The organism is Paraburkholderia acidicola, from assembly GCF_002362315.1.
GTDB classification, from domain to species: domain Bacteria; phylum Pseudomonadota; class Gammaproteobacteria; order Burkholderiales; family Burkholderiaceae; genus Paraburkholderia; species Paraburkholderia acidicola.
This window is the reverse complement of record NZ_MTZV01000004.1, coordinates 859505-879462: the sequence shown is the minus strand read 5'-3', so window position 1 is coordinate 879462 and position 19958 is coordinate 859505. Positions and strand designations below refer to the sequence as shown.

21 protein-coding genes, 1 other RNA gene and 1 pseudogene are annotated in these 19958 nt (G+C 61.7%); 16 read left to right on the top strand and 7 right to left on the bottom strand.

Translation table 11 applies throughout. From position 1 onward, the window contains the following. Positions 1-2 precede the first annotated feature (2 nt). Positions 3-506, top strand: a complete 504-nt coding sequence (locus BWP39_RS14195; protein WP_096721135.1) for a gluconokinase — start codon at positions 3-5, stop codon at positions 504-506. A gap of 139 nt (positions 507-645) precedes the next feature. On the opposite strand, the gene purB is transcribed toward BWP39_RS14195, so the two are convergent. Beyond that, a complete protein-coding gene (purB, locus tag BWP39_RS14190) occupies positions 646-2034 on the bottom strand; it encodes an adenylosuccinate lyase (RefSeq protein WP_096721133.1) in 1389 nt (462 codons plus the stop codon). Positions 2035-2192: 158 nt separating this feature from the next. Between purB and BWP39_RS14185 the strand changes: the two genes are divergently transcribed. The 6 genes from BWP39_RS14185 to BWP39_RS14160 all read left to right on the top strand — a co-directional run bounded on the left by BWP39_RS14185 (position 2193) and on the right by BWP39_RS14160 (position 7948). Continuing rightward, entirely contained in the window at positions 2193-3149 is a 957-nt protein-coding gene (locus BWP39_RS14185) for a LysR family transcriptional regulator (protein ID WP_096721130.1), read from the top strand. Positions 3150-3297: 148 nt separating this feature from the next. Then, positions 3298-4602, top strand: coding sequence for a Glu/Leu/Phe/Val family dehydrogenase (locus BWP39_RS14180; protein WP_096721127.1), 1305 nt, complete (start codon positions 3298-3300; stop codon positions 4600-4602). Between the two features lie 228 nt (positions 4603-4830). Beyond that, positions 4831-5724, top strand: a complete 894-nt coding sequence (locus tag BWP39_RS14175) for a glutamate/aspartate ABC transporter substrate-binding protein (protein ID WP_091009897.1) — start codon at positions 4831-4833, stop codon at positions 5722-5724. Positions 5725-5808: 84 nt separating this feature from the next. Continuing rightward, positions 5809-6549 carry an amino acid ABC transporter permease gene (locus BWP39_RS14170; RefSeq protein WP_096721125.1) on the top strand — a complete coding sequence of 247 codons (741 nt, stop codon included), beginning with the start codon at positions 5809-5811 and terminating at the stop codon, positions 6547-6549. Further along, on the top strand, positions 6549-7226 hold the full coding sequence (gene gltK / locus BWP39_RS14165) for a glutamate/aspartate ABC transporter permease GltK (protein ID WP_096721123.1): 678 nt from the start codon (positions 6549-6551) through the stop codon (positions 7224-7226). The genes BWP39_RS14170 and gltK overlap by 1 nt, the downstream gene beginning before the upstream one ends. Beyond that, complete coding sequence (locus BWP39_RS14160) at positions 7223-7948, top strand: amino acid ABC transporter ATP-binding protein (RefSeq protein ID WP_096721121.1); 726 nt, start codon at positions 7223-7225, stop codon at positions 7946-7948. Before gltK ends, BWP39_RS14160 begins: the two co-directional genes overlap by 4 nt. 89 nt (positions 7949-8037) lie before the next feature. Here BWP39_RS14160 and BWP39_RS14155 read toward each other — a convergent pair whose 3' ends face one another. Then, positions 8038-8943, bottom strand: coding sequence for a class II glutamine amidotransferase (locus tag BWP39_RS14155; RefSeq protein ID WP_096721119.1), 906 nt, complete (start codon positions 8941-8943; stop codon positions 8038-8040). Positions 8944-9118: 175 nt separating this feature from the next. Here BWP39_RS14155 and pyrC point away from each other — a divergent pair, with 175 nt between their 5' ends. Continuing rightward, positions 9119-10180 carry a dihydroorotase gene (gene pyrC / locus BWP39_RS14150; RefSeq protein ID WP_096722572.1) on the top strand — a complete coding sequence of 354 codons (1062 nt, stop codon included), beginning with the start codon at positions 9119-9121 and terminating at the stop codon, positions 10178-10180. Between the two features lie 170 nt (positions 10181-10350). Here the strand turns inward: pyrC and BWP39_RS32310 are convergent, their stop codons facing one another. Continuing rightward, on the bottom strand, positions 10351-10509 hold the full coding sequence (locus BWP39_RS32310; protein WP_235851423.1) for a hypothetical protein: 159 nt from the start codon (positions 10507-10509) through the stop codon (positions 10351-10353). Here BWP39_RS32310 and BWP39_RS14145 point away from each other — a divergent pair. Together BWP39_RS14145 and rnpB are read left to right on the top strand one after the other, a co-directional pair. Continuing rightward, a pseudogene (locus BWP39_RS14145) lies at positions 10438-10953 on the top strand (DUF3025 domain-containing protein); the annotation flags it as partial. The gene BWP39_RS32310 and the pseudogene BWP39_RS14145 sit on opposite strands and share 72 nt — an antisense overlap. Before the next feature lie 96 nt (positions 10954-11049). Next, an RNA gene (rnpB, locus tag BWP39_RS14140) (RNase P RNA component class A) lies at positions 11050-11461 on the top strand. Between the two features lie 82 nt (positions 11462-11543). Here the strand turns inward: rnpB and BWP39_RS14135 are convergent. Next, on the bottom strand, positions 11544-11966 hold the full coding sequence (locus tag BWP39_RS14135; RefSeq protein ID WP_096721117.1) for an OsmC family protein: 423 nt from the start codon (positions 11964-11966) through the stop codon (positions 11544-11546). 617 nt (positions 11967-12583) lie between these two features. On the opposite strand from BWP39_RS14135, the gene rplM reads away from it, so the two are divergent. The 3 genes from rplM to erpA all read left to right on the top strand — a co-directional run bounded on the left by rplM (position 12584) and on the right by erpA (position 13997). Further along, positions 12584-13012, top strand: coding sequence for a 50S ribosomal protein L13 (rplM, locus tag BWP39_RS14130; protein WP_096721115.1), 429 nt, complete (start codon positions 12584-12586; stop codon positions 13010-13012). 11 nt (positions 13013-13023) lie between these two features. Continuing rightward, the gene (gene rpsI, locus BWP39_RS14125; protein ID WP_096721113.1) at positions 13024-13416 is read left to right on the top strand and encodes a 30S ribosomal protein S9; all 393 of its coding nucleotides are present in this window, start codon (positions 13024-13026) and stop codon (positions 13414-13416) included. A gap of 215 nt (positions 13417-13631) precedes the next feature. Continuing rightward, positions 13632-13997, top strand: coding sequence for an iron-sulfur cluster insertion protein ErpA (erpA, locus tag BWP39_RS14120; RefSeq protein ID WP_091009919.1), 366 nt, complete (start codon positions 13632-13634; stop codon positions 13995-13997). Between the two features lie 89 nt (positions 13998-14086). Here erpA and BWP39_RS14115 read toward each other — a convergent pair whose 3' ends face one another. Continuing rightward, positions 14087-15217 (bottom strand): anhydro-N-acetylmuramic acid kinase, encoded by a 1131-nt coding sequence (locus BWP39_RS14115; RefSeq protein WP_096721111.1) that lies wholly within the window; start codon positions 15215-15217, stop codon positions 14087-14089. A 150-nt stretch (positions 15218-15367) separates the two neighbouring features. On the opposite strand from BWP39_RS14115, the gene tyrS reads away from it, so the two are divergent. From tyrS to BWP39_RS14100, 3 genes are all read left to right on the top strand, one after another. Then, entirely contained in the window at positions 15368-16615 is a 1248-nt protein-coding gene (tyrS, locus tag BWP39_RS14110) for a tyrosine--tRNA ligase (RefSeq protein ID WP_096721109.1), read from the top strand. A 25-nt stretch (positions 16616-16640) separates the two neighbouring features. After that, entirely contained in the window at positions 16641-17099 is a 459-nt protein-coding gene (gene dtd / locus BWP39_RS14105) for a D-aminoacyl-tRNA deacylase (protein WP_096721107.1), read from the top strand. 119 nt (positions 17100-17218) lie between these two features. Then, on the top strand, positions 17219-17890 hold the full coding sequence (locus tag BWP39_RS14100; protein WP_096721105.1) for a histidine phosphatase family protein: 672 nt from the start codon (positions 17219-17221) through the stop codon (positions 17888-17890). Positions 17891-17900: 10 nt separating this feature from the next. Here the strand turns inward: BWP39_RS14100 and BWP39_RS14095 are convergent, their stop codons facing one another. Further along, on the bottom strand, positions 17901-18836 hold the full coding sequence (locus BWP39_RS14095; RefSeq protein ID WP_096721101.1) for an oxygenase MpaB family protein: 936 nt from the start codon (positions 18834-18836) through the stop codon (positions 17901-17903). Between the two features lie 32 nt (positions 18837-18868). After that, positions 18869-19933, bottom strand: a complete 1065-nt coding sequence (gene ruvB / locus BWP39_RS14090) for a Holliday junction branch migration DNA helicase RuvB (protein WP_096721099.1) — start codon at positions 19931-19933, stop codon at positions 18869-18871. Between the last annotated feature and the right edge of the window lie 25 nt (positions 19934-19958).

Here is a 19958-nt window from a genome sequence, read left to right as displayed (position 1 = left end):
AGATGATCTTGATAGCAATGGGCGTGTCGGGCGCAGGCAAGACGCGCATCGGCGAGATGCTGGCGGAACGCCTGCACTGCGGCTTCACTGATGGCGACGCGTTTCACAGCGCCGCCAACAAGGAGAAGATGCATCACGGTATTCCGCTGACCGACGAAGACCGCTGGCCGTGGCTGCGCACAATCCGCGCGGCGATCGAAGAAAAGCAGCGGGCCAGCGAGACTGCAGTGTTCACGTGTTCGTCGTTGAAGCGCTCGTATCGCGACATTCTGCGCAATGGCGATCGCGACGTAGTTTTCGTGTATCTACATGGTTCGCTGGAAACGCTGCGCGAACGGTTGAAGACGCGCACGGGTCACTTCTTCGATCCGTCGCTGCTGCAAAGCCAGCTCGATACGTTAGAAGAACCGGACGCTGAAGAAGCGATTACGGTGAGCATCGATCTGACGCCGGAGCAGATCGTCGATGAGGTGTTCGCGCAACTGAAGACGCGCGACGGGGTGTAGTTAGCAGTAACGCGGCAGGCGGCAGGTCGGCACATCGACCGCACGAAAAAAAAGGCACTCGCAAGGAGTGCCTTTTTCATTGCTGGCGGCGTGTGCGTTACTTAAAGCCGCCGCCGTTCATGCCGCTGCAGCAGGACCTTTACTTGATCCGCTTCGCCAGTTCAATCGCCTTGCCGACGTACGACGCAGGCGTCATCGCGAGCAAACGCTCTTTCGCATCCGCAGGAATCTGCAGGCCGCCGATGAACGTCTGCAACGCATCGCGCGTGATGCCCTTGCCGCGCGTCAGTTCCTTCAACTGTTCGTACGGATTCTCGATGCCGTAGCGGCGCATCACCGTCTGCACCGGTTCGGCAAGCACTTCCCAGCAGTTGTCGAGATCGTCGTTCAGACGCTGCGGATTGACTTCGAGCTTGTCGAGACCGCGGATCAACGCATCGTAGGCAAGCAGCGAGTAACCGAACGCAACGCCGATATTGCGCAGCACCGTCGAGTCGGTCAGATCGCGCTGCCAGCGCGACACCGGCAGCTTGTCGGCGAGATGTCGCAGCGTCGCGTTCGCGAGGCCGAGATTGCCTTCCGAGTTTTCGAAGTCGATCGGATTGACCTTGTGCGGCATCGTCGACGAACCGATTTCGCCGGCCTTCGTTTTCTGCTTGAAATAGCCGACCGAGATATAGCCCCACACGTCGCGGTCGAGATCGAGCAGGATCGTGTTTGCACGCGCGACGGCATCGAACAGTTCGGCCATGTAGTCGTGCGGTTCGATCTGGATCGTGTACGGATTGAACTTCAGCTTCAGGCGCTGTTCGACCACATCGCGCGAAAACGCTTCCCAGTCGAACTCCGGATAGGCGGACAGATGCGCATTGAAGTTGCCGACCGCGCCGTTCATCTTGCCGAGCAGTTCGACTTTGGCGATGCGCTCGATCGCGCGTTCGAGCCGCGCGGCGACGTTGGCGATTTCCTTGCCGAGCGTCGTCGGGCTGGCGGGCTGACCATGCGTGCGCGACAGCATCGGCTGTTCGGCGTGCAGGTGTGCGAGCTTGACGAGGCGCTCGTACACCGAGCGCAGCGCCGGCAGCATGACGTGCTCGCGCGCACCGGCGATCATGAGGCCGTGCGACGTGTTGTTGATGTCTTCCGACGTACACGCGAAGTGGATGAACTCGCTTGCGCGTTCCAGTTCGGGCTGGCCTTTCACCGATTCCTTCAACCAGTATTCGACCGCTTTCACGTCGTGATTCGTCACGCGCTCGATGTCCTTGATGCGCGCGGCATCGTGCGCGGTGAAGCGCTCGACGAGTTGCAGCAGGAACTGTTCGGACGCATCGGAGAAACGCGGCACTTCGTCGAGGCCGGCGCGCGACAGCGCGATCAGCCAATGGATTTCGACGGTCACGCGATGGCGCATGAACGCAGCCTCCGAGAGCCACTCGCGCAGGGCTTCGGTTTTCGACGCGTAGCGGCCGTCGAGCGGGGACAGCGCAGTCAGCGCGAACAGGGTGTCGGGGCGGGTGTCGGACATGATGGGGCGGACCGGAGGGTGAAGATCGGGAGAACCGCGAATTTTACCACCGTGCGGGCCGTGCCCCTTCCAGGGTCTGCTTTGTACGTGCGCCGTGCCGCCCGAATCGCGCCGCGCCGCTAGAATGCCGCTACTTACTGCCCGCTGCCCAAGGTCCCATGGAACTGAAATGGCTTGAAGACTTCGTTTCGCTTGCGGAAACCCACAGTTTCAGCCGCTCGGCGGAATTGCGTCATGTCACGCAGCCGGCGTTCTCGCGTCGCATCCAGGCGCTCGAAGCGTGGCTCAGCACGGAACTGATCGATCGTTCGGTCTATCCGACGCGGCTCACGGGGGCCGGGCAGGTGTTCTACGAGCAGGCGCTGGCGATGCTGTCGCAGTTCCACGAAGCGCGCACGCTGCTGCGCGGGCACACCGGAACGCCGGCGGCGACCATCGAATTCGCCGTGCCGCACACGCTCTCGCTTACGTATTTTCCGGGCTGGCTGCAGCGCATCGAATCGCGGCTCGGTCCGGTGCACACGCGGCTGCGCGCACTGAACGTGCACGATGCGGTGCTCTCACTGGTGGAAGGCGGCTGCGACCTGGTGATGGGCTATCACCACCCGAGCCATCCGGTCGCGCTCGACCCGGCCCGCTATGACATGCTGACCATCGGGATCGAAACGATCAGTCCGTTTTCGGCTGCGTCGCGCGCGGGGCGGCCCCGTTACACGCTGCCAGGCACGCCCGACGCGCCGGCGCCGTATCTGTCGTACACAGCGAACGCGTACCTGGGGCGCATGACCGAGGTGATCATCTCGAACGCACCGGCGCGGCTCTACCTCGACCGCGTGTATGAAACCGATATGGCCGAAGGGTTAAAGGCCATGGCGCTGGCCGGGCACGGCATTGCATTCCTGCCGCATAGCGCCGTCGAGGATGCAACCGCCGACGGCCGCCTCGTCCGGCTCGATCGCGCGACCCGCGGCGTCGCCGAAGGCCAGTTCACACTCACGATGGAAATCCGCCTGTATCGCGACAAGATGGCCGTGCAGGGCGACGATCCGCGCCATGTGCTAATCCGCAAGCTCTGGGATATCGTGAGCGCGGAACTGGCGGAGCGTGCCGGATGAGCGAGATTGCGGCCATGCCGTTTCGCGACCGCTTTTTTCGACTTTTTCGACGTTATGCGTGAAAAGCATAACGGGATGAACAAACGGCATTGGATTTCACGACGGCGTTTTTCGACAATGTGCGCACCCGATCGACGCTGGAGCGTTCATGTCATCACAACCGCAGTCCGCATCATCTTTGCAGTCCGTCCCGTCCTACCTCAATAGCGACAATCTCGGCCCGTGGGGTAACTATCTGCGGCAGGTCGACCGCGTCGCGCCGTACCTCGGCCCGTTGTCGCGCTGGCTCGAAACGCTGAAGCGCCCGAAGCGGATCCTGATCGTCGACGTCCCCATCGAACTCGATAACGGCACAGTTGCCCACTTCGAAGGCTACCGCGTGCAGCACAACGTATCGCGTGGTCCGGGCAAGGGCGGCGTGCGTTATCACCAGGATGTCACGCTGTCGGAAGTGATGGCGCTGTCGGCCTGGATGTCGGTGAAGAATGCGGCCGTGAACGTGCCGTACGGCGGCGCGAAGGGCGGTATCCGTGTTGATCCGCGCACGCTGTCGCGTGGCGAACTCGAGCGCATGACACGTCGCTACACCAGCGAAATCGGCATCATCATCGGACCGAACACCGATATTCCTGCGCCGGACGTCAACACGAACGAGCAGATCATGGCGTGGATGATGGACACCTACTCGATGAACCAGGGCCAGACGGCCACGGGCGTCGTGACGGGTAAGCCGATCACGCTCGGTGGTTCGCTGGGCCGCCGCGAAGCGACGGGCCGTGGTGTGTTCGTTGTCGGCTGTGAAGCGGCGCGCCGCATCGGCTTCGACATCGAAGGCGCACGCATTGCGGTGCAGGGCTTCGGCAACGTCGGCGGGATCGCCGCACGCCTGTTCCAGGACGCCGGTTCGAAGATCGTCGCGGTGCAGGATCACACGGGTTCGCTGTACAAATCGACTGGGCTGGATTCGGCCGCGTTGCTCGAACACGTGGCGAAAACCGGTGGCGTAGGCGGTTTCGCCGGTGCCGATCCGATCGCGAACGACGAATTCTGGACCATCGAAACCGACATCCTGATTCCGGCTGCACTCGAAAACCAGATCACCGAAAAGAACGCACACAAGATTCGCACGAAGATCGTCGTGGAAGGCGCCAACGGCCCGACCACGACCGCCGCCGACGACATCCTCCATGACAAGGGCGTCCTCGTCATTCCGGACGTGGTGGCGAATGCGGGTGGTGTGACGGTGTCGTACTTCGAATGGGTGCAGGATTTCTCGAGCTTCTTCTGGACCGAGGACGAGATCAACCAGCGCCTCGAACGCGTGATGCGCGAAGCGTTTGCAGCAGTGTGGCAGGTATCGAGCGAACAGAAGGTGTCGGTGCGCACGGCGGCGTTTATCGTCGCGTGTAAGCGCATCCTGCAGGCGCGTGAAATGCGCGGCCTGTACCCCTGATCGACCTGAATCCGGGCTGATTTCCGGGTTCATTCTCGACGTTCACACGCGGTCGACAGGACTGCGTGCAGTACCGGCGGGTGGCATCCATGCGATGCCGCCCGCTTTTTCACGTCTGCGCATTACCAAAGCACTACGGCACGCTGTCAAAACCAACATGGTTTACAACAATTACTTTCATATTGGTTACTTTGCTAAACTGACGCGGTTATGCCAAGGAGATCACACATGAAGGTTAAAAAAGCTGCGCTGCTGCTCGCCACCCTGGGGCTGTTTACGGTGGGTGCACACGCACAGGAAGCCGGAACGCTGAAGAAAATCAAGGATACGGGAGTCATTTCGCTGGGCCACCGCGAGTCGTCGATTCCGTTCTCGTATTACGACGACAAGCAGAACGTCATCGGTTACTCGTATGAGTTCCAGATGAAAGTCGTCGAAGCAGTGAAGCAGAAGCTTAATCTGCCCAACTTGAAGGTCAAGTTCACGCCGGTCACGTCGCAGAACCGGATTCCGCTGGTACAGAACGGTACGGTTGACATCGAGTGCGGTTCGACGACGAACAATCTCGAGCGTCAGCAACAGGCGGCATTCTCGAACACGATTTTCGTGATCGGTACGCGCCTGATGACACGCAAGGATTCGGGCATCAAGGACTTCGCCGATCTGAAGGGCAAGACCGTCGTCACGACGGCAGGCACCACGTCCGAGCGGCTGCTGCGCAAGATGAACCAGGACAAGAGCCTGGGCATGAACATCATCAGCGCGAAGGACCATGGTGAATCGTTCCAGACGCTGGAAACGGGCCGTGCCGCTGCATTCATGATGGACGATGCGCTGCTCGCGGGCGAACGCGCCAAGTCGAAGTCGCCGAACGACTTCGTGATCGTCGGTACGCCGCAATCGCATGAAGCGTACGGCTGCATGATGCGCAAGAACGATCCTGAGTTCAAGAAAGTGGTCGACGACGCAATCGCGAAGGTCGAAACCTCGGGTGAAGCGGACCAGATCTACAAGAAGTGGTTCGAAACGCCGATTCCGCCGAAGGGTCTCAACCTGAACTTCCCGGAAAGCGACGACATGAAGGCGCTCTTCAAGAGCCCGAACGACAAGGTAATCGATTAAACCTTGGCAGTCAGTTCAGTACGCTGAACGAAACGGAAGAGGCAACGCGCTTCTTCCGTTTCTTTTTGTTGTGGAGTCTTCGTTATGTCATATCACTGGAACTGGGGCATTCTGCTGAGTCCGGTTTCCACCGGCGAGCCGACTACCTACCTCGGCTGGTTGATCTCCGGCTTCTGGGTGACGATCACGGTGTCGCTGGCGGCATGGGTGATCGCGTTGATTGTCGGGTCGTTGTTCGGGGTGCTGCGCACCGTGCCGAATAAATGGCTGTCCGGCATCGGCACCGTCTATGTCGGAATCTTCCGGAACATTCCGCTGATCGTGCAGTTCTTCATCTGGTATCTCGTGATACCGGAGTTGCTGCCCGCTTCGATCGGTACCTGGTTCAAGCAACTGCCGCCCAACGCGCAGTTCTTTTCTTCGGCGATCATCTGCCTCGGTCTCTTTACCGCCGCGCGCGTGTGCGAACAGGTGCGCTCAGGCATCAACGCGCTGCCGCGCGGACAACGTGCCGCGGGCCTCGCGATGGGCCTCACGCAATGGCAAACCTATCGCTACGTGTTGCTGCCGGTTGCGTACCGCATCATCGTGCCGCCACTTACGTCGGAGTTCCTGAACATCTTCAAGAACTCGGCGGTTGCGTCGACGATCGGGCTGCTCGATCTGTCCGCGCAGGCTCGTCAGCTGGTCGATTACACCGCGCAGACCTACGAGTCGTTTATCGCGGTCACGCTTGCGTACGTGATCATCAATCTCGTCGTGATGCAGCTCATGCGCTGGGTCGAACGCAAGAGCCGTTTGCCCGGCTATATCGGAGGTAAGTGATGCATCATTTCGACTGGAGTGGTATTCCGGGCGCCTTGCCGACGCTGTGGACCGGCGCAATCGTCACGATCCAGATCACCTTGCTCGCTATCGTGATCGGTATCGTCTGGGGCACGGTGCTCGCCGTCATGCGGCTGTCGTCGTTCAAGCCGTTCGCATGGTTCGCGAAGGGCTACGTCACGGTGTTTCGTTCGATCCCGCTCGTAATGGTCCTGCTGTGGTTCTTCCTGATCGTGCCGCAAGTGCTGCAGAACGTGCTCGGTCTTTCGCCGGACATCGATATTCGCCTCGCGTCTGCGATGGTGGCGTTTTCGCTGTTCGAGGCGGCGTATTACTCGGAGATTATTCGCGCGGGGATTCAGGCGGTGCCGCGCGGCCAGGTCAACGCGTCGTTCGCGCTCGGCATGAGCTACAGCCAGGCCATGCGCCTCGTCGTGCTGCCGCAGGCGTTTCGCGCGATGGTTCCGCTGCTGCTCACACAAGCCATCGTGCTCTTCCAGGATACGTCGCTCGTCTACGTGATCAGCCTCGCCGACTTCTTCCGTACCGCTACGAATATTGGCGACCGTGACGGCGTGAATGTCGAAATGGTACTGTTCGCGGGCGCGTGTTATTTCGTGGTTTGCGTGATTGCGTCGAGCCTTGTCAAAGGTCTTCAGAAAAAGGTCGCACGATGATTTCTATCAAGAACGTCTCGAAGTGGTACGGTCAATTCCAGGTACTGACCGACTGCACGACGGAAGTCAAAAAGGGTGAAGTGGTAGTGGTTTGCGGACCTTCGGGGTCGGGTAAATCGACGCTCATCAAAACGGTGAACGGACTCGAGCCGTTTCAGTCAGGCGAGATCCTGATCGATGGACAATCGGTCGGCGACAAGAAGACGAACCTGTCGAAGCTGCGCGCAAAAGTCGGCATGGTGTTCCAGCATTTCGAACTGTTTCCGCATCTGTCTATAACGGAGAATCTGACGCTGGCGCAGATCAAGGTGCTCGGCCGCTCGAAGGATGAAGCGGCGGCGAAGGGGCTGAAGCTGCTCGATCGCGTGGGTTTGCGTGCGCATGCGGACAAGTTTCCGGGGCAACTGTCGGGTGGTCAGCAGCAGCGCGTGGCGATTGCACGGGCATTGTCCATGGACCCGATCGCGATGCTGTTCGACGAACCGACCTCGGCACTCGATCCGGAAATGATCAACGAAGTGCTCGACGTGATGGTCGAACTCGCGCAGGAAGGCATGACGATGATGTGCGTGACACACGAAATGGGCTTTGCCCGGAAGGTCGCGCATCGCGTGATCTTCATGGACCAGGGGCTCATCGTCGAGGACGATCGCAAGGAAGAGTTCTTTGCGAATCCGAAGTCGGATCGGGCGAAGGAATTTTTGGCGAAGATCCTGCATTAGGCGTCGCGCCGAACGGTGCAATAAAAAAGCCCCGCATTTGCGGGGCTTTTTTACGATCGTGGCAACGCACGTGTTGTGCAGCCTGCGGCTCAGGATTCGAATGCCGCCGCGTCATCTGCTTCGAGATCGAGTGCCACCGGCTCGCGGACCATGGTCGCCGACGCGGATACGTCGCATGCCGGGTTGCGCGCCTTTTCGAGCACGGCGGGCGGCACCGGCACATTCACACGGCCGATCACTTCGCCGTGCTGGAACATCAGCAGATCGCCGGGTTCGAAGGCAGTCCACACTTCGTCGTCGGTGAGCGGTTGCGTCGCGATGACCGCAACGCGATCTTCCGGTGTCGTGTACTTCGCGAAATCGATCGATACGTCCGTGTCCACCAGATGCGCGGTCGAGAACGGCCAGCGGCGCACGAGGTAATGCAGATGTGTCGAGCAATGCGCGAACAGCGCCTGGCCGTTCGACATCAGGAAATTGAACACGCCGAACTGCGTGATTTCGCGCGTCAGCGTTTCGAGCGCGGCGAAGAGTTCGTCGAGCGGCGGCTGGCTGCCGGGAAACTGTTTGCGCAATCCCTGCAGCAACGCGCAGAACGCGAGTTCGCTGTCGGTGGTACCGACCGGCTGATAGACACCAGTGAGAAACGGCTGATAGCCCTGCAGGTCGCCGTTGTGCGCGAAGATCCAGTGGCGTCCCCACAGTTCGCGCATGAACGGGTGGCAGTTTTCCAGCAGGATGTGACCTTGGGTCGCCTTGCGGATGTGCGCGATCGTGTTCTTCGACTTGATCGGATAGCGCTTGACCATCTCGGCGATCGGCGACGTGGCCGACGACTGATGATCGATAAACAGGCGGCAGGCCTTGTCTTCGAAGAACGCGATACCCCAGCCGTCGGCGTGGTGGTCAGTGACACCGCCGCGCGCCGCGAAGCCGGTGAAGGAGAACGTGACGTCCGTTGGCGCGGCGCAGTTCATTCCGAGGAGTTGGCACATGATGCTGAGGCGGGGCCTGTGAACGGGATCGACCCGTTACAATGATGATTTTCCAAGCATATCACCGAGCCAGGCGCGGCAAAGAAGCAAATAGCAAAATTGACGGGGATGCGATCCGTCATGTTGCGGTTTGTCCACGTCGCGCGACCACGCGGTGAATGCCATCCTCCTCGCCATGACCGCTTCTACCGCTCCTATCGATTCCCTGACGCTGGCCCGCCCCGACGACTGGCACCTGCACGTACGCGACGGCGCGATGCTCGCAGCGGTGCTACCGCATACCGCGCGGCAGTTCGGCCGCGCGATCATCATGCCGAACCTGCGGCCGCCGGTCACAACCACGGCTCAAGCGCTCGCGTATCGCGAGCGGATCGTCGCGGCGATTCCGCCCGGCGTGAAGTTCGAACCGCTGATGACCCTCTACCTCACCGACAACACCCCCGCCGACGAGATCCGCCGGGCGCGTGAAAGCGGCGTCGTACATGGCGTGAAGCTTTATCCGGCAGGTGCGACGACGAACTCGGACGCGGGCGTGACGAGCATCACGAAGTGCGCGAAGACGCTCGAGGCGATGCAGGAAACCGGTATGCCGCTGCTCGTGCATGGCGAAGTCACCGATGCATCGATCGATCTGTTTGACCGGGAGAAGGTGTTCATCGATCGCGTGATGACGCCGCTGCGGCGCGATTTTCCGGCGCTGAAGGTCGTGTTCGAACACATCACGACGAAGGACTCAGTCGACTATATCAATGGTGAAAATGCGGCGCCCGGACTGCTCGGCGCGACGATCACCGCGCATCACCTGCTGTACAACCGCAACGCGATTTTCCTCGGCGGTATCCGTCCGCATTACTACTGCCTGCCGGTGCTCAAGCGCGAGACGCATCGCGTGGCGCTGGTTGAGGCGGCGACGTCGGGCAATCCGCGTTTCTTCCTCGGCACCGACAGCGCGCCGCATGCGAAGGGACTCAAGGAACATGCGTGCGGATGCGCGGGTTGCTACACCGCACTGCATGCGCTCGAGCTGTACGCGGAAGCGTTCGACAATGTTGGCGCGCTGGCGCGCCTCGAAGGCTTCGCGAGCTTCTTTGGCGCGGACTTCTACGGTCTGCCGCGCAATACCGAACAGGTGACGCTGCGTCGCGAACAGTGGACGCTGCCCGACGAAATCACGGTCGGCGAGACGCCGGTCGTGCCGTTGCGCGGCGGCGAGGCGATCGGCTGGCGTCTCGTCTGACGGCGGAGCGCGACACTGTGTCTTCGGTCGCGAGGAAGGCGCCTGGCTTTGCCGACATCGACTGGTCGGCGCCCTGGTTTGCACCGTTCGCGGTACGCGGCAGACGCTGGCAACAGGCGGCACTGACCAGCGAGGTCGCTTTGCTCGACGCTATGAACGCGGATGCGCAGCTATCGCAGCACACGGTGCTCGACGGTCGGCATCTCGCGTTCGTCGCGCAAGCCGAACTGCCCGCGCATACCGCCTACGAAGCCCATATCGGCGCGACCGGCTGCGTGCCGACGCGACACAACCTGCACGATTTCTTCAACGCGCTGTCGTGGTTTCAATTTCCACGGATGAAGGCGACGCAGACCGCACGTGGCTCGGCGGCGGTGGGTTCGTTGGGCAGGGGACCGACGCGCGGCGGGACGCGCGACGCGTTAACGCTCTTCGATGAAAACGCTGTGCTGTTCGCGAGCGCCGATCCGTCGCTGAGCGCGGCACTGCGTGCGTTCGACTGGCAGCGCCTGTTCGTCGCGAACCGGGATGCGTGGGGACAACGCTGCGAGTCGCGCTGCTTCGGTCATGCGTTGCTAGAAAAGCTGACGACGCCGTTCAAGGCATGCACCGCGCATGCGTGGATCGTCGATGTACCACTTGAGTATTTCGCATGGCCCGACGAGCACCGCAGTGCGTGGCTCGATGACTCGGTCAGCCGCGAGTTTTCCGGCAACGAGCCGCTCAGCAGCCAGGCATTTGCGCCCTTGCCGGTGCTCGGCATCCCCGGCTGGTGGCCCGCAAACGAGGAACCGTCGTTCTACGACGACGTGTCGGTGTTCCGCCACGGCCGGCGCACCCGATCCAGCGATGCTAGAATCGCGCCCAGCAAAGCGAGCCAGGCAGTCGCGGCTTTTCCGGTTTCGGCCGGGAAGGGCGAGGAAAGTCCGGACTCCACAGGGCAGGGTGATGGCTAACGGCCATCCGTGGTGACACGCGGAACAGGGCAACAGAAAGCAAACCGCCGATGGCCCGGCGCAAGCCGGGATCAGGTAAGGGTGAAACGGTGCGGTAAGAGCGCACCGCGGCTGCTGCGAGGCAGACCGGCACGGTAACCTCCACCCGGAGCAATTCCAAGTAGGCAGGCTAGCATCTTCGAGATGCAGGATGGGGCCCCCGTCACGTCTGCGGGTAGGAAGCTTGAGCGCGTCAGTAATGGCGCGTCTAGAGGAATGACTGCCACGCGTTGGTATCTTCGGATGCGGGCGCGCACAGAATCCGGCTTATCGGCTCGCTTTGCCACTAAACAAAAAATGCCGGCGTCCAGTGATGGACGCCGGCATTTTTCCTTGTGACGGGCGGGCGTAATGCCCCGCACGTCGGCTCAGCCTGCGACGATATCGAACGAGTGCGTCAGTTCGGCCGTCTTCGCGATCATGATCGACGCGGAGCAGTACTTGTCGTGCGACAGATTGATGGCGCGTTCGACGGTTGCGGGGTTCAGGTTCTTGCCCGTGACCGTGAAGTGAAAGTGGACCTTGGTGAATACTTTCGGATCTTCGCTCGCGCGCTCGGCTTTCAGCGTGACCGAGCAGCCGGCAATTTCCTGACGGCTTTTCTTCAGAATCATTACGACGTCGTACGCCGTGCAGCCGCCGGTTCCGAGCAGGACCATTTCCATCGGGCGCGGCGCAAGATTGCGGCCACCGCCTTCCGGCGCGCCATCCATCGCGACCAGATGACCGCTACCGGTCTCCGCCGCAAACGCCATGCCATCCGTCCCCATCCAGCTTACTTTGCATTCCATGCCCGTACTCCAGCTCGCTTTGCTTACATTCGAGACGGCATTGTAGTCCTTCGTTTACGGGTCTGCCCGAAGTCATCTGGCATGTCGGATCGGTGCCGAGGGCCTTGTGTGCTGCGGCGCGGCATGCTGGGCGCATAAGGGATTGCCCCGACAATTTTTAGGGGCATCCCTCTACTCTGGGCCCTCTTAAAAGGGAGTGGTACGCGGTGGGATATTGTTTTTAAAGGATTTTTTCATCGTGACGCGCATATTACGCATTTTTCGAATGATGAAATCACTTTTCGTAATGCAACCATTCTTGCGTCGCACAAGGTCTGTTCATATACTGCTTCTCATTGGTCGTCGACGTCTGACAACCTCCGCATGTCTCCTCCACCCTCCTCCTTTGGTGGATTAAACCCGAACCGCGAGTTCGGGTTTTTTTTGCCTGCCTTTTTACCCGCCCGGTTTCCCGATCTACCGAGATTTTGACTTGGCCGCTAGATTTCCTTTATAATTCAGGGCTTTTCCGCATATGCCCGCGGGAGAAGAACAGGGAGAGCCTGCACAGCGCCTCGATGCGCGACACACTAAGCAGGAAAAAACACAGGGCACAGCATTTTTATTTTGGATCGATCATGAAGACGTTTTCCGCAAAAGCCCATGAGGTGACGCGTGAATGGTACGTGATTGACGCGACGGATAAGATTCTCGGACGTGTCGCCAGCGAAGTGGCACGCCGTCTGCGCGGCAAGCACAAGCCCGAGTTCACCCCGCACGTCGACACCGGTGATTTCATCATCGTCATCAACGCCGGCAAGCTCAAGGTCACGGGTAACAAGACCACGGACAAGAAGTACTATCGCCACTCGGGTTACCCGGGCGGTATCTATGAGACGACGTTCGGCAAGATGCAGGAACGCTTCCCGGGCCGCGCGCTCGAGAAAGCGGTCAAGGGCATGCTGCCGAAGGGCCCGCTCGGCTACGCGATGATCAAGAAGCTGAAGGTCTACGCCGAAGCAACGCACCCGCATTCGGCGCAACAGCCGAAAGCGCTCGAGATCTAAGGGGAGCCCAGATGATCGGTAACTGGAATTACGGAACGGGCCGCCGCAAGAGCGCCGTCGCACGTGTCTTTATCAAGGCAGGCAAGGGCGACATCGTGGTGAACGGCAAGCCCATCGCCGACTACTTCTCGCGCGAAACGTCGCTGATGATCGTGCGCCAGCCGCTGGAACTCACGAACCACTCCGGCACGTTCGACATCAAGGTGAACGTGACGGGCGGCGGTGAAACGGGTCAAGCCGGTGCGGTTCGCCACGGCATCACCCGCGCGCTGATGGACTACGACGCAACGCTGAAGCCGGAACTGTCGAAGGCCGGCTTCGTGACGCGTGATGCCCGTGAAGTCGAACGTAAGAAGGTCGGCTTCCACAAGGCACGCCGCAGGAAGCAATTCTCGAAGCGTTAATCGTTTCGGGAAGCCGGTTCCGCTTTCGGGCGGGACCGCTGCGAAAAAGAACCGCCTGCGCATCCGCAAAGGCGGTTTTTTCGTTGTTGCAGCAAGCGTGCGGAAAGCTTCGCCAGTCGCAATACCCCTGAAGAACCTGTTGATTTCATGGGCTTCAGCACGATATTGGGATCAGCCCTACAATAGCGGCTAGCAGCATTTTTTGGAGAGTTCGAATGAACGCAGTCACCGACACCCCCGTGGCCGAGATGCCGGGTCCGTTTGTCTTTACCGACGCCGCGGCTGACAAGGTCAAGCAACTGATCGAAGAAGAAGGCAATCCGGACCTGAAGCTGCGCGTGTTCGTGCAAGGCGGCGGCTGCTCGGGCTTTCAGTACGGCTTTACCTTCGACGAAGCGGTCAACGAAGACGACACCGTGATGGACAAGAGCGGCGTGCAGTTGCTGATCGATTCGATGAGCTACCAGTATCTGGTCGGCGCCGAAATCGATTATAAGGACGACATCAACGGTGCGCAGTTCGTGATCAAGAATCCGAATGCGACGACGACTTGCGGTTGCGGTTCGTCGTTCTCGGTCTGAACGACTGGTTTTACCTACCGGTATGGTTGTAAAGAGAAACGGGGCTTCGGCCCCGTTTCTCGTTGTCGTGCTGCCTGCGCCATGCGCAGTCAATGCGGATAGATCGCTCCCAGTATCCGTTCGCCAGCTGCACCCGTGACGGACGGCACATTCCCCGGCAGGCGCGCGACGCAGCGCATCGCCAGCCAGGCGAACGCGAGTGGCTCCACCTGATGCGGCGGCACGCCGAGCGCTTCGGTGGTCAGGACCGGTACGCCACTGACGCCGCTTTCTTCCAGCGCACTCTGCAGAGCCTTCAGCAGTTCGGGATTGCGAGCGCCGCCACCGCACACGTAGACCGCCCGGCAATCCGGCGCATGCAGCTCGATCTCGCGTGCAACCGTCACGGCAGTCAACGCGGCGAGCGTCGCCTGGACATCGGCGGCGGGGAGTGATGTGAATGGCTGGAGCTTCGCATCGAGCCATGCGGGGTTGAACAGGTCGCGACCGGTGCTTTTCGGCGGCTTTTCCGCGAAGAACGGCTCGTCCAGTAGCGCATGCAGCAGCGGCCGATGCACCTGCCCGCTGGCCGCGAAATGGCCGCTTTCGTCGAACGGTTTGCCGAGATGCCGTTGCGCCCATTCGTCGAGCAACGCGTTCGCGGGGCCGCAGTCGAAGCCGCGCACATTGCCCGATGCGCTGAGTATCGTGATGTTGCTGATGCCGCCGAGATTGCAGACGACCCGCGTTTCGCCCTTCGCGCCGAACACCGTCGCGTGAAACGCCGGGACGAGCGGTGCGCCCTGACCACCGGCCGCGACGTCGCGGCTGCGGAAATCGGCGATCACGTCGATGTGCGCCATTTCCGCGAGCAACGCCGGATTGTTGATCTGCCGCGTGTAGCCCTTTTCCGGGCGGTGCCGCACAGTCTGTCCATGTACACCGATCGCCCGCACTTCGCTCGCGGTCAGGTTGCCGCCGCGCAGCAGCTCATGACAGCAGACCGCATAGCGCGCGGCGAGCGCATTGGCGGCCAGCGCTTCACGCTCGATTTCGTTGTCGCCAGGTTGTTGCAGTTCGAATAGCGCGTCGCGCAGGCCCGCCGAAAAGCCCACGAACGCCTCGGCCCGCACGACCGGCGGCTTGCCTGCGGCGAACTTGACGGCGATGCCGTCGACGCCGTCCATGCTCGTGCCCGACATCAATCCGAAGTACACGCCATCTACCGTGTCTTGCGCCACGTTTTGCTCCTCTCGGTGGTCGTTGCGAACGTTGTATGTTGTAGCAGATTATCCGCGCAAACGAGGGGTCAGGCCACGCGCTTCCGCCTTGGGGCGCGCGACGCGCTATCTATGGGACAATCTCTCTTTTTGCGACCTTCCGTATCCAGCATGAGCACCGAGTCCACGTCCAAACCCAGCGCCGCGTTCCCGATCACCGACGAAGTCCGCCACGCGCTTGCCGTCACGAAGCGCGGCGTCGACGAACTGCTGATCGAAGAAGAGTTCGCGCAGAAGCTCGCAAAGAGCGCCGCCACCGGCACGCCGCTGCGCATCAAGCTCGGTCTCGATCCGACCGCGCCCGACATCCATATCGGCCACACCGTCGTGCTGAACAAGATGCGTCAGCTGCAGGATCTCGGCCATACGGTGATTTTCCTGATCGGCGATTTCACGTCGCTGATCGGCGATCCGTCGGGCCGCAACGCAACGCGTCCGCCGCTCACGCGCGAACAAATCGAATCGAATGCGAAGACGTACTTCGATCAGGCCGCGCTGGTGCTCGATCGCGAGAAGACCGAGATTCGCTATAACAGCGAGTGGTCGATGCCGCTCGGCGCCGACGGCATGATCAAGCTGGCGTCGCGCTACACGGTGGCGCGGATTCTCGAACGTGAGGACTTCACGAAGCGTTTCCAGGGCGGTGTGCCGATCTCGATCCACGAACTCCTGTATCCGTTGATGCAGGGCTACGATTCGGTCGCGCTGAACGCCGATCTCGAACTCGGCGGTACGGACCAGAAATTCAATCTGCTGGTGGGCCGCGAGTTGCAGAAGCAGTACGGCCAGGAGCCGCAGTGCATCCTGACGATGCCGCTGCTCGAAGGGCTCGACGGCGTCGAGAAGATGTCGAAGTCGAAGCACAACTACATCGGCATCAGCGAGAAACCGAACGACATGTTCGGCAAGCTGATGAGCATTTCCGACGTGTTGATGTGGCGTTACTTCGAACTGCTGTCGTTCCGTCCGATGGACGAGATCGCCGGTTTCCGCAGTGAAATCGAAGCCGGTCGCAATCCGCGCGACTTCAAGGTGATGCTGGCGCAGGAAATCGTCGCGCGCTTCCATTCGCAGAGTGATGCCGAACGTGCGCTCGAAGATTTCAATCACCGCGCGAAGGGTGGCGTTCCCGACGATATCCCGTCGGTCACGCTGGCGGGCGCACCGCTGGGCATTGGCCAGTTGTTGAAGCAGGCGAACCTGGTGCCGTCGACGAGCGACGCGTTGCGCAACATCGAGCAGGGCGGTGTGAAGATCGACGGTGCAACGATCTCCGACAAGGCGCTGAAGGTCGAGGCCGGCGAATACGTCGTGCAGGTCGGCAAGCGCCGCTTTGCGCGCGTGACGCTGACCGCGTAACGGTGCGCTTGCCGGAGCCGCGCGCATGATCGCGTTGATCCAGCGGGTAACGCGCGCCGAAGTGCGCGTCGGTGAGCGCGTGACCGGCGCGATCGGCGCGGGCTTGCTGGCGCTGGTCTGTGCCGAGCGCGGCGACACCGAAGCCGCCGCCGATCGACTGCTCACCAAGCTGCTCGGCTACCGCGTGTTTAGCGACGCGGCCGGCAAGATGAATTTGCCGGTGCAGAACATCGACGGTGCAGGGCGCGCGGGTGGCTTGTTGCTGGTGTCGCAGTTCACGCTCGCCGCCGATACCAACAGCGGCCTGCGTCCGAGCTTCACCCCGGCCGCCGCACCCGACGAAGGGCGGCGGTTGTTCGATTATTTCGTCGCGGCCGCACGTGCGAAGCATCCGGTGGTCGAGACCGGTGAGTTCGGTGCCGACATGCAGGTATCGCTTGTCAACGACGGCCCTGTCACGTTCTGGCTGCAAACACACGCCTGACCCGCGTCTGATTTTTCGCCGTCGCTTTTGCGACAATAGCGGCTCGCTGTTCCTCCTCCACTTCGCAACAACCCAACCGCGTCCGGCATCGCCGGACCGGATCACAGGTGCGCACTGACATGTCCACGCAGATTCTCTTCATCCGGCACGGCGAGACCGAATGGAACCGCATCAAACGCATCCAGGGCCACATTGATATCCCGCTCGCGGCGAGCGGCATCGAGCAGGCCGGGCGACTGGCGCAGCGCCTCGCGCGTGAGGCGGAACAGGGCGCACGTCTCGATGCGATCTATTCGAGCGACCTGTTGCGCGCGCAACAGACTGCACAACCGATTGCCGACGCACTCGGTTTACCGTTGCAGTTGAACGAAGGCTTGCGCGAGCGCTCGTACGGCGCGTTTCAGGGCTACGACAGCGAGCAGATCGCCGAACGTTTTCCCGACGAATACGCACACTGGCAAACCCGTGACGCGGGTTTTGCGCCGCCCGAAGGCGAATCGCAACGCGAGTTCTATCATCGCGTCCTGCATACACTGGAGCCGATCGTCGCGGCGCATCCGCAGGGCAGGATTGCGTGCGTGGCGCATGGTGGCGTGCTCGATTGCGTGTACCGGTTTGCACACGGCATTACGCTCGATATGCCGCGCAGCTACGCGTTGCTAAACACGAGCATCAACGTGGTGGAAATGGAGGGTGGCAAGGCGACGGTGCTGTCGTGGGCGGATGTGGCGCATCTGGATGCCCGTAGCGAGGACGACGGTTTGCGCAGGGTGCCCGAACCAGGACGTTGATTCAGCCGATTCAATCAGGCTGCGCGGCGGCGCGCCGTCGTGCGCGCCTCGACGCACCGTTGTTCAGCGCCCAGCGCATCACGGGCGCGACAAGCTTGACGCCGGGCCGTACCATCGCGCGGCGCACACCCGCAAGCGTGTCGAAGCCGAGCATCTGCTGGGCCCAGTCCGGCAGCAGGTCCACGCCTGCGTTCAGCATGAGCGCGCCGGCCGGCCGCATCGCGGCACTGGGCGCACGGGCATTCATCAGAATCCGCACGACTTCGTCGGTGCGCGGCCCGGTTTCGAGTTCCGGGCGCATGTTCAGCAGATACGCTCCGATGGCAGCGCGCGACTGCGGTACGTCGGCTGCGCCCAGCATCGCTGCAATCCGAGCGGTTTCCGCAAAATACTGGTCTTGTGCTTCGGCGGGCAGCGTGGGATTCACATAGCGCAGGTGCGCCGCGAGAAAGCTCGACACTTCGGCCACGTGAACCCACGTGAGCAGAGCGGGATCGCTGGCGCGATACGGCCGGCCGTCGGGTGCGGTGCCGGTCACGCCCAGATGAATCTGCCGGACCCGTTCGATGAGCGCCAGCGCATCGCGCCGGTTGCCGTACGTCGTACCGGTGATAAACGTCGCGGTGCGGCGCAATCGCCCGAGGATATCGGTGCGAAACGTCGAATGATCCCAGACACCCGCGAGCGCGAGCGGATGCAGCGTCTGCAGCAGTAGCGCGCTGACGCCGCCTGCCATCATCGATGTGAAGTCGGCGTGCACTTTCCAGCACACCGCATCGGATCCAAACAAGCCGGGGTCGCCGGGCGGCGATGACAGATCGAGTTGCGGGCCGCTCGCGACCGTGAGTTGCGTCACACCGTCGACAATCGCCATACGCACACGTCGGGCAAGCGACGCGCCGAGGCCGATGCGGGGCTCAGATTGACGACTGGCTGGGTCGGACATTGCGGAAGGCTCCTTGCGACCCTATGCGCGGCTCAGGTTTCGCCGGCTTCCCACAGACCCGGCAACGGATTCGATGCGTCGGGTGCGGCGAGGCCGAAGTGCCGGTACGTCAGCAGCGTCGCGACGCGCCCGCGCGGCGTGCGCTGCAGGAAGCCCTGCTGGATCAGATACGGCTCGAGCACGTCCTCGATCGTGTCGCGCTCTTCACCGATCGCAGCCGCGAGGTTATCGACGCCCACCGGGCCGCCGTTGAACTTGTGCAGGATCGCTTCGAGCAGCTTGCGGTCCATCAGGTCGAAGCCGACCGGATCGACGTCGAGCATCACCAGTGCATCATCCGCCACCTTCGCCGTGATGTTGCCATCGGCCTTCACTTCGGCGAAGTCGCGCACGCGCCGCAGCAGGCGGTTCGCGATACGCGGCGTGCCACGCGCACGTTTCGCGATCTCGAAGGCGCCGTCCGGATGGATCTGCGCGTTGAGCAGCGAAGCCGAACGGGTGACGATGCGCGCGAGTTGTTCGGCGGTATAGAACTCGAGACGCGCGACGATCCCGAAGCGGTCGCGCAGCGGGTTGGTCAGCATACCGGCGCGGGTGGTGGCGCCGACCAGCGTGAACGGCTGCAGGTCCAGCTTCACGCTGCGCGCGGCCGGACCTTCGCCGATCATGATGTCGATCTGGTAGTCCTCGAGCGCCGGGTACAGGATTTCCTCGACGACCGGCGAGAGCCGGTGGATTTCGTCGATGAACAGCACGTCGTTGGCTTCGAGATTGGTCAGCAGCGCGGCGAGGTCGCCTGCGCGTTCGAGCACGGGGCCCGAGGTTTGCCGCAGGTTCACACCCATTTCCCGCGCGATGATGTGCGCGAGCGTGGTCTTGCCGAGGCCGGGCGGCCCGAACAGCAGCACATGGTCCAGCGATTCGGAGCGGCGCCGGGCCGCTTCGATGAAGATTTCGAGCTGACCGCGCACCTTTTCCTGCCCGACGTACTCGTCGAGCTGCTTCGGACGCAGCGCACGCTCGAATGCCTCCTCGTTCGGCGACACGGGCGTGGCGGCGATGATGCGTTCGGCGGCGAGTTTGTCGGTTTCAATCATGGAGGGGATTGTACCGCGCGCCGCG

Excerpts from the sequence above, each read along its gene's own strand:
- BWP39_RS14175 (WP_091009897.1), top strand. The coding sequence starts at position 4,831 with ATGAAGGTTAAAAAAGCTGCGCTGCTGCTCGCCACCCTGGGGCTGTTT.
- BWP39_RS14180 (WP_096721127.1), top strand. The coding sequence starts at position 3,298 with ATGTCATCACAACCGCAGTCCGCATCATCTTTGCAGTCCGTCCCGTCC.
- tyrS (WP_096721109.1), top strand. The coding sequence starts at position 15,368 with ATGAGCACCGAGTCCACGTCCAAACCCAGCGCCGCGTTCCCGATCACC.
- pyrC (WP_096722572.1), top strand. The coding sequence starts at position 9,119 with ATGACCGCTTCTACCGCTCCTATCGATTCCCTGACGCTGGCCCGCCCC.
- BWP39_RS14155 (WP_096721119.1), bottom strand. The coding sequence starts at position 8,943 with ATGTGCCAACTCCTCGGAATGAACTGCGCCGCGCCAACGGACGTCACG.
- BWP39_RS14195 (WP_096721135.1), top strand. The coding sequence starts at position 3 with ATGATCTTGATAGCAATGGGCGTGTCGGGCGCAGGCAAGACGCGCATC.
- BWP39_RS14095 (WP_096721101.1), bottom strand. The coding sequence starts at position 18,836 with ATGTCCGACCCAGCCAGTCGTCAATCTGAGCCCCGCATCGGCCTCGGC.
- rplM (WP_096721115.1), top strand. The coding sequence starts at position 12,584 with ATGAAGACGTTTTCCGCAAAAGCCCATGAGGTGACGCGTGAATGGTAC.
- gltK (WP_096721123.1), top strand. The coding sequence starts at position 6,549 with ATGCATCATTTCGACTGGAGTGGTATTCCGGGCGCCTTGCCGACGCTG.
- BWP39_RS14185 (WP_096721130.1), top strand. The coding sequence starts at position 2,193 with ATGGAACTGAAATGGCTTGAAGACTTCGTTTCGCTTGCGGAAACCCAC.
- erpA (WP_091009919.1), top strand. The coding sequence starts at position 13,632 with ATGAACGCAGTCACCGACACCCCCGTGGCCGAGATGCCGGGTCCGTTT.
- BWP39_RS14160 (WP_096721121.1), top strand. The coding sequence starts at position 7,223 with ATGATTTCTATCAAGAACGTCTCGAAGTGGTACGGTCAATTCCAGGTA.
- BWP39_RS14100 (WP_096721105.1), top strand. The coding sequence starts at position 17,219 with ATGTCCACGCAGATTCTCTTCATCCGGCACGGCGAGACCGAATGGAAC.
- dtd (WP_096721107.1), top strand. The coding sequence starts at position 16,641 with ATGATCGCGTTGATCCAGCGGGTAACGCGCGCCGAAGTGCGCGTCGGT.
- ruvB (WP_096721099.1), bottom strand. The coding sequence starts at position 19,933 with ATGATTGAAACCGACAAACTCGCCGCCGAACGCATCATCGCCGCCACG.
- rpsI (WP_096721113.1), top strand. The coding sequence starts at position 13,024 with ATGATCGGTAACTGGAATTACGGAACGGGCCGCCGCAAGAGCGCCGTC.
- BWP39_RS14135 (WP_096721117.1), bottom strand. The coding sequence starts at position 11,966 with ATGGAATGCAAAGTAAGCTGGATGGGGACGGATGGCATGGCGTTTGCG.
- BWP39_RS14170 (WP_096721125.1), top strand. The coding sequence starts at position 5,809 with ATGTCATATCACTGGAACTGGGGCATTCTGCTGAGTCCGGTTTCCACC.
- purB (WP_096721133.1), bottom strand. The coding sequence starts at position 2,034 with ATGTCCGACACCCGCCCCGACACCCTGTTCGCGCTGACTGCGCTGTCC.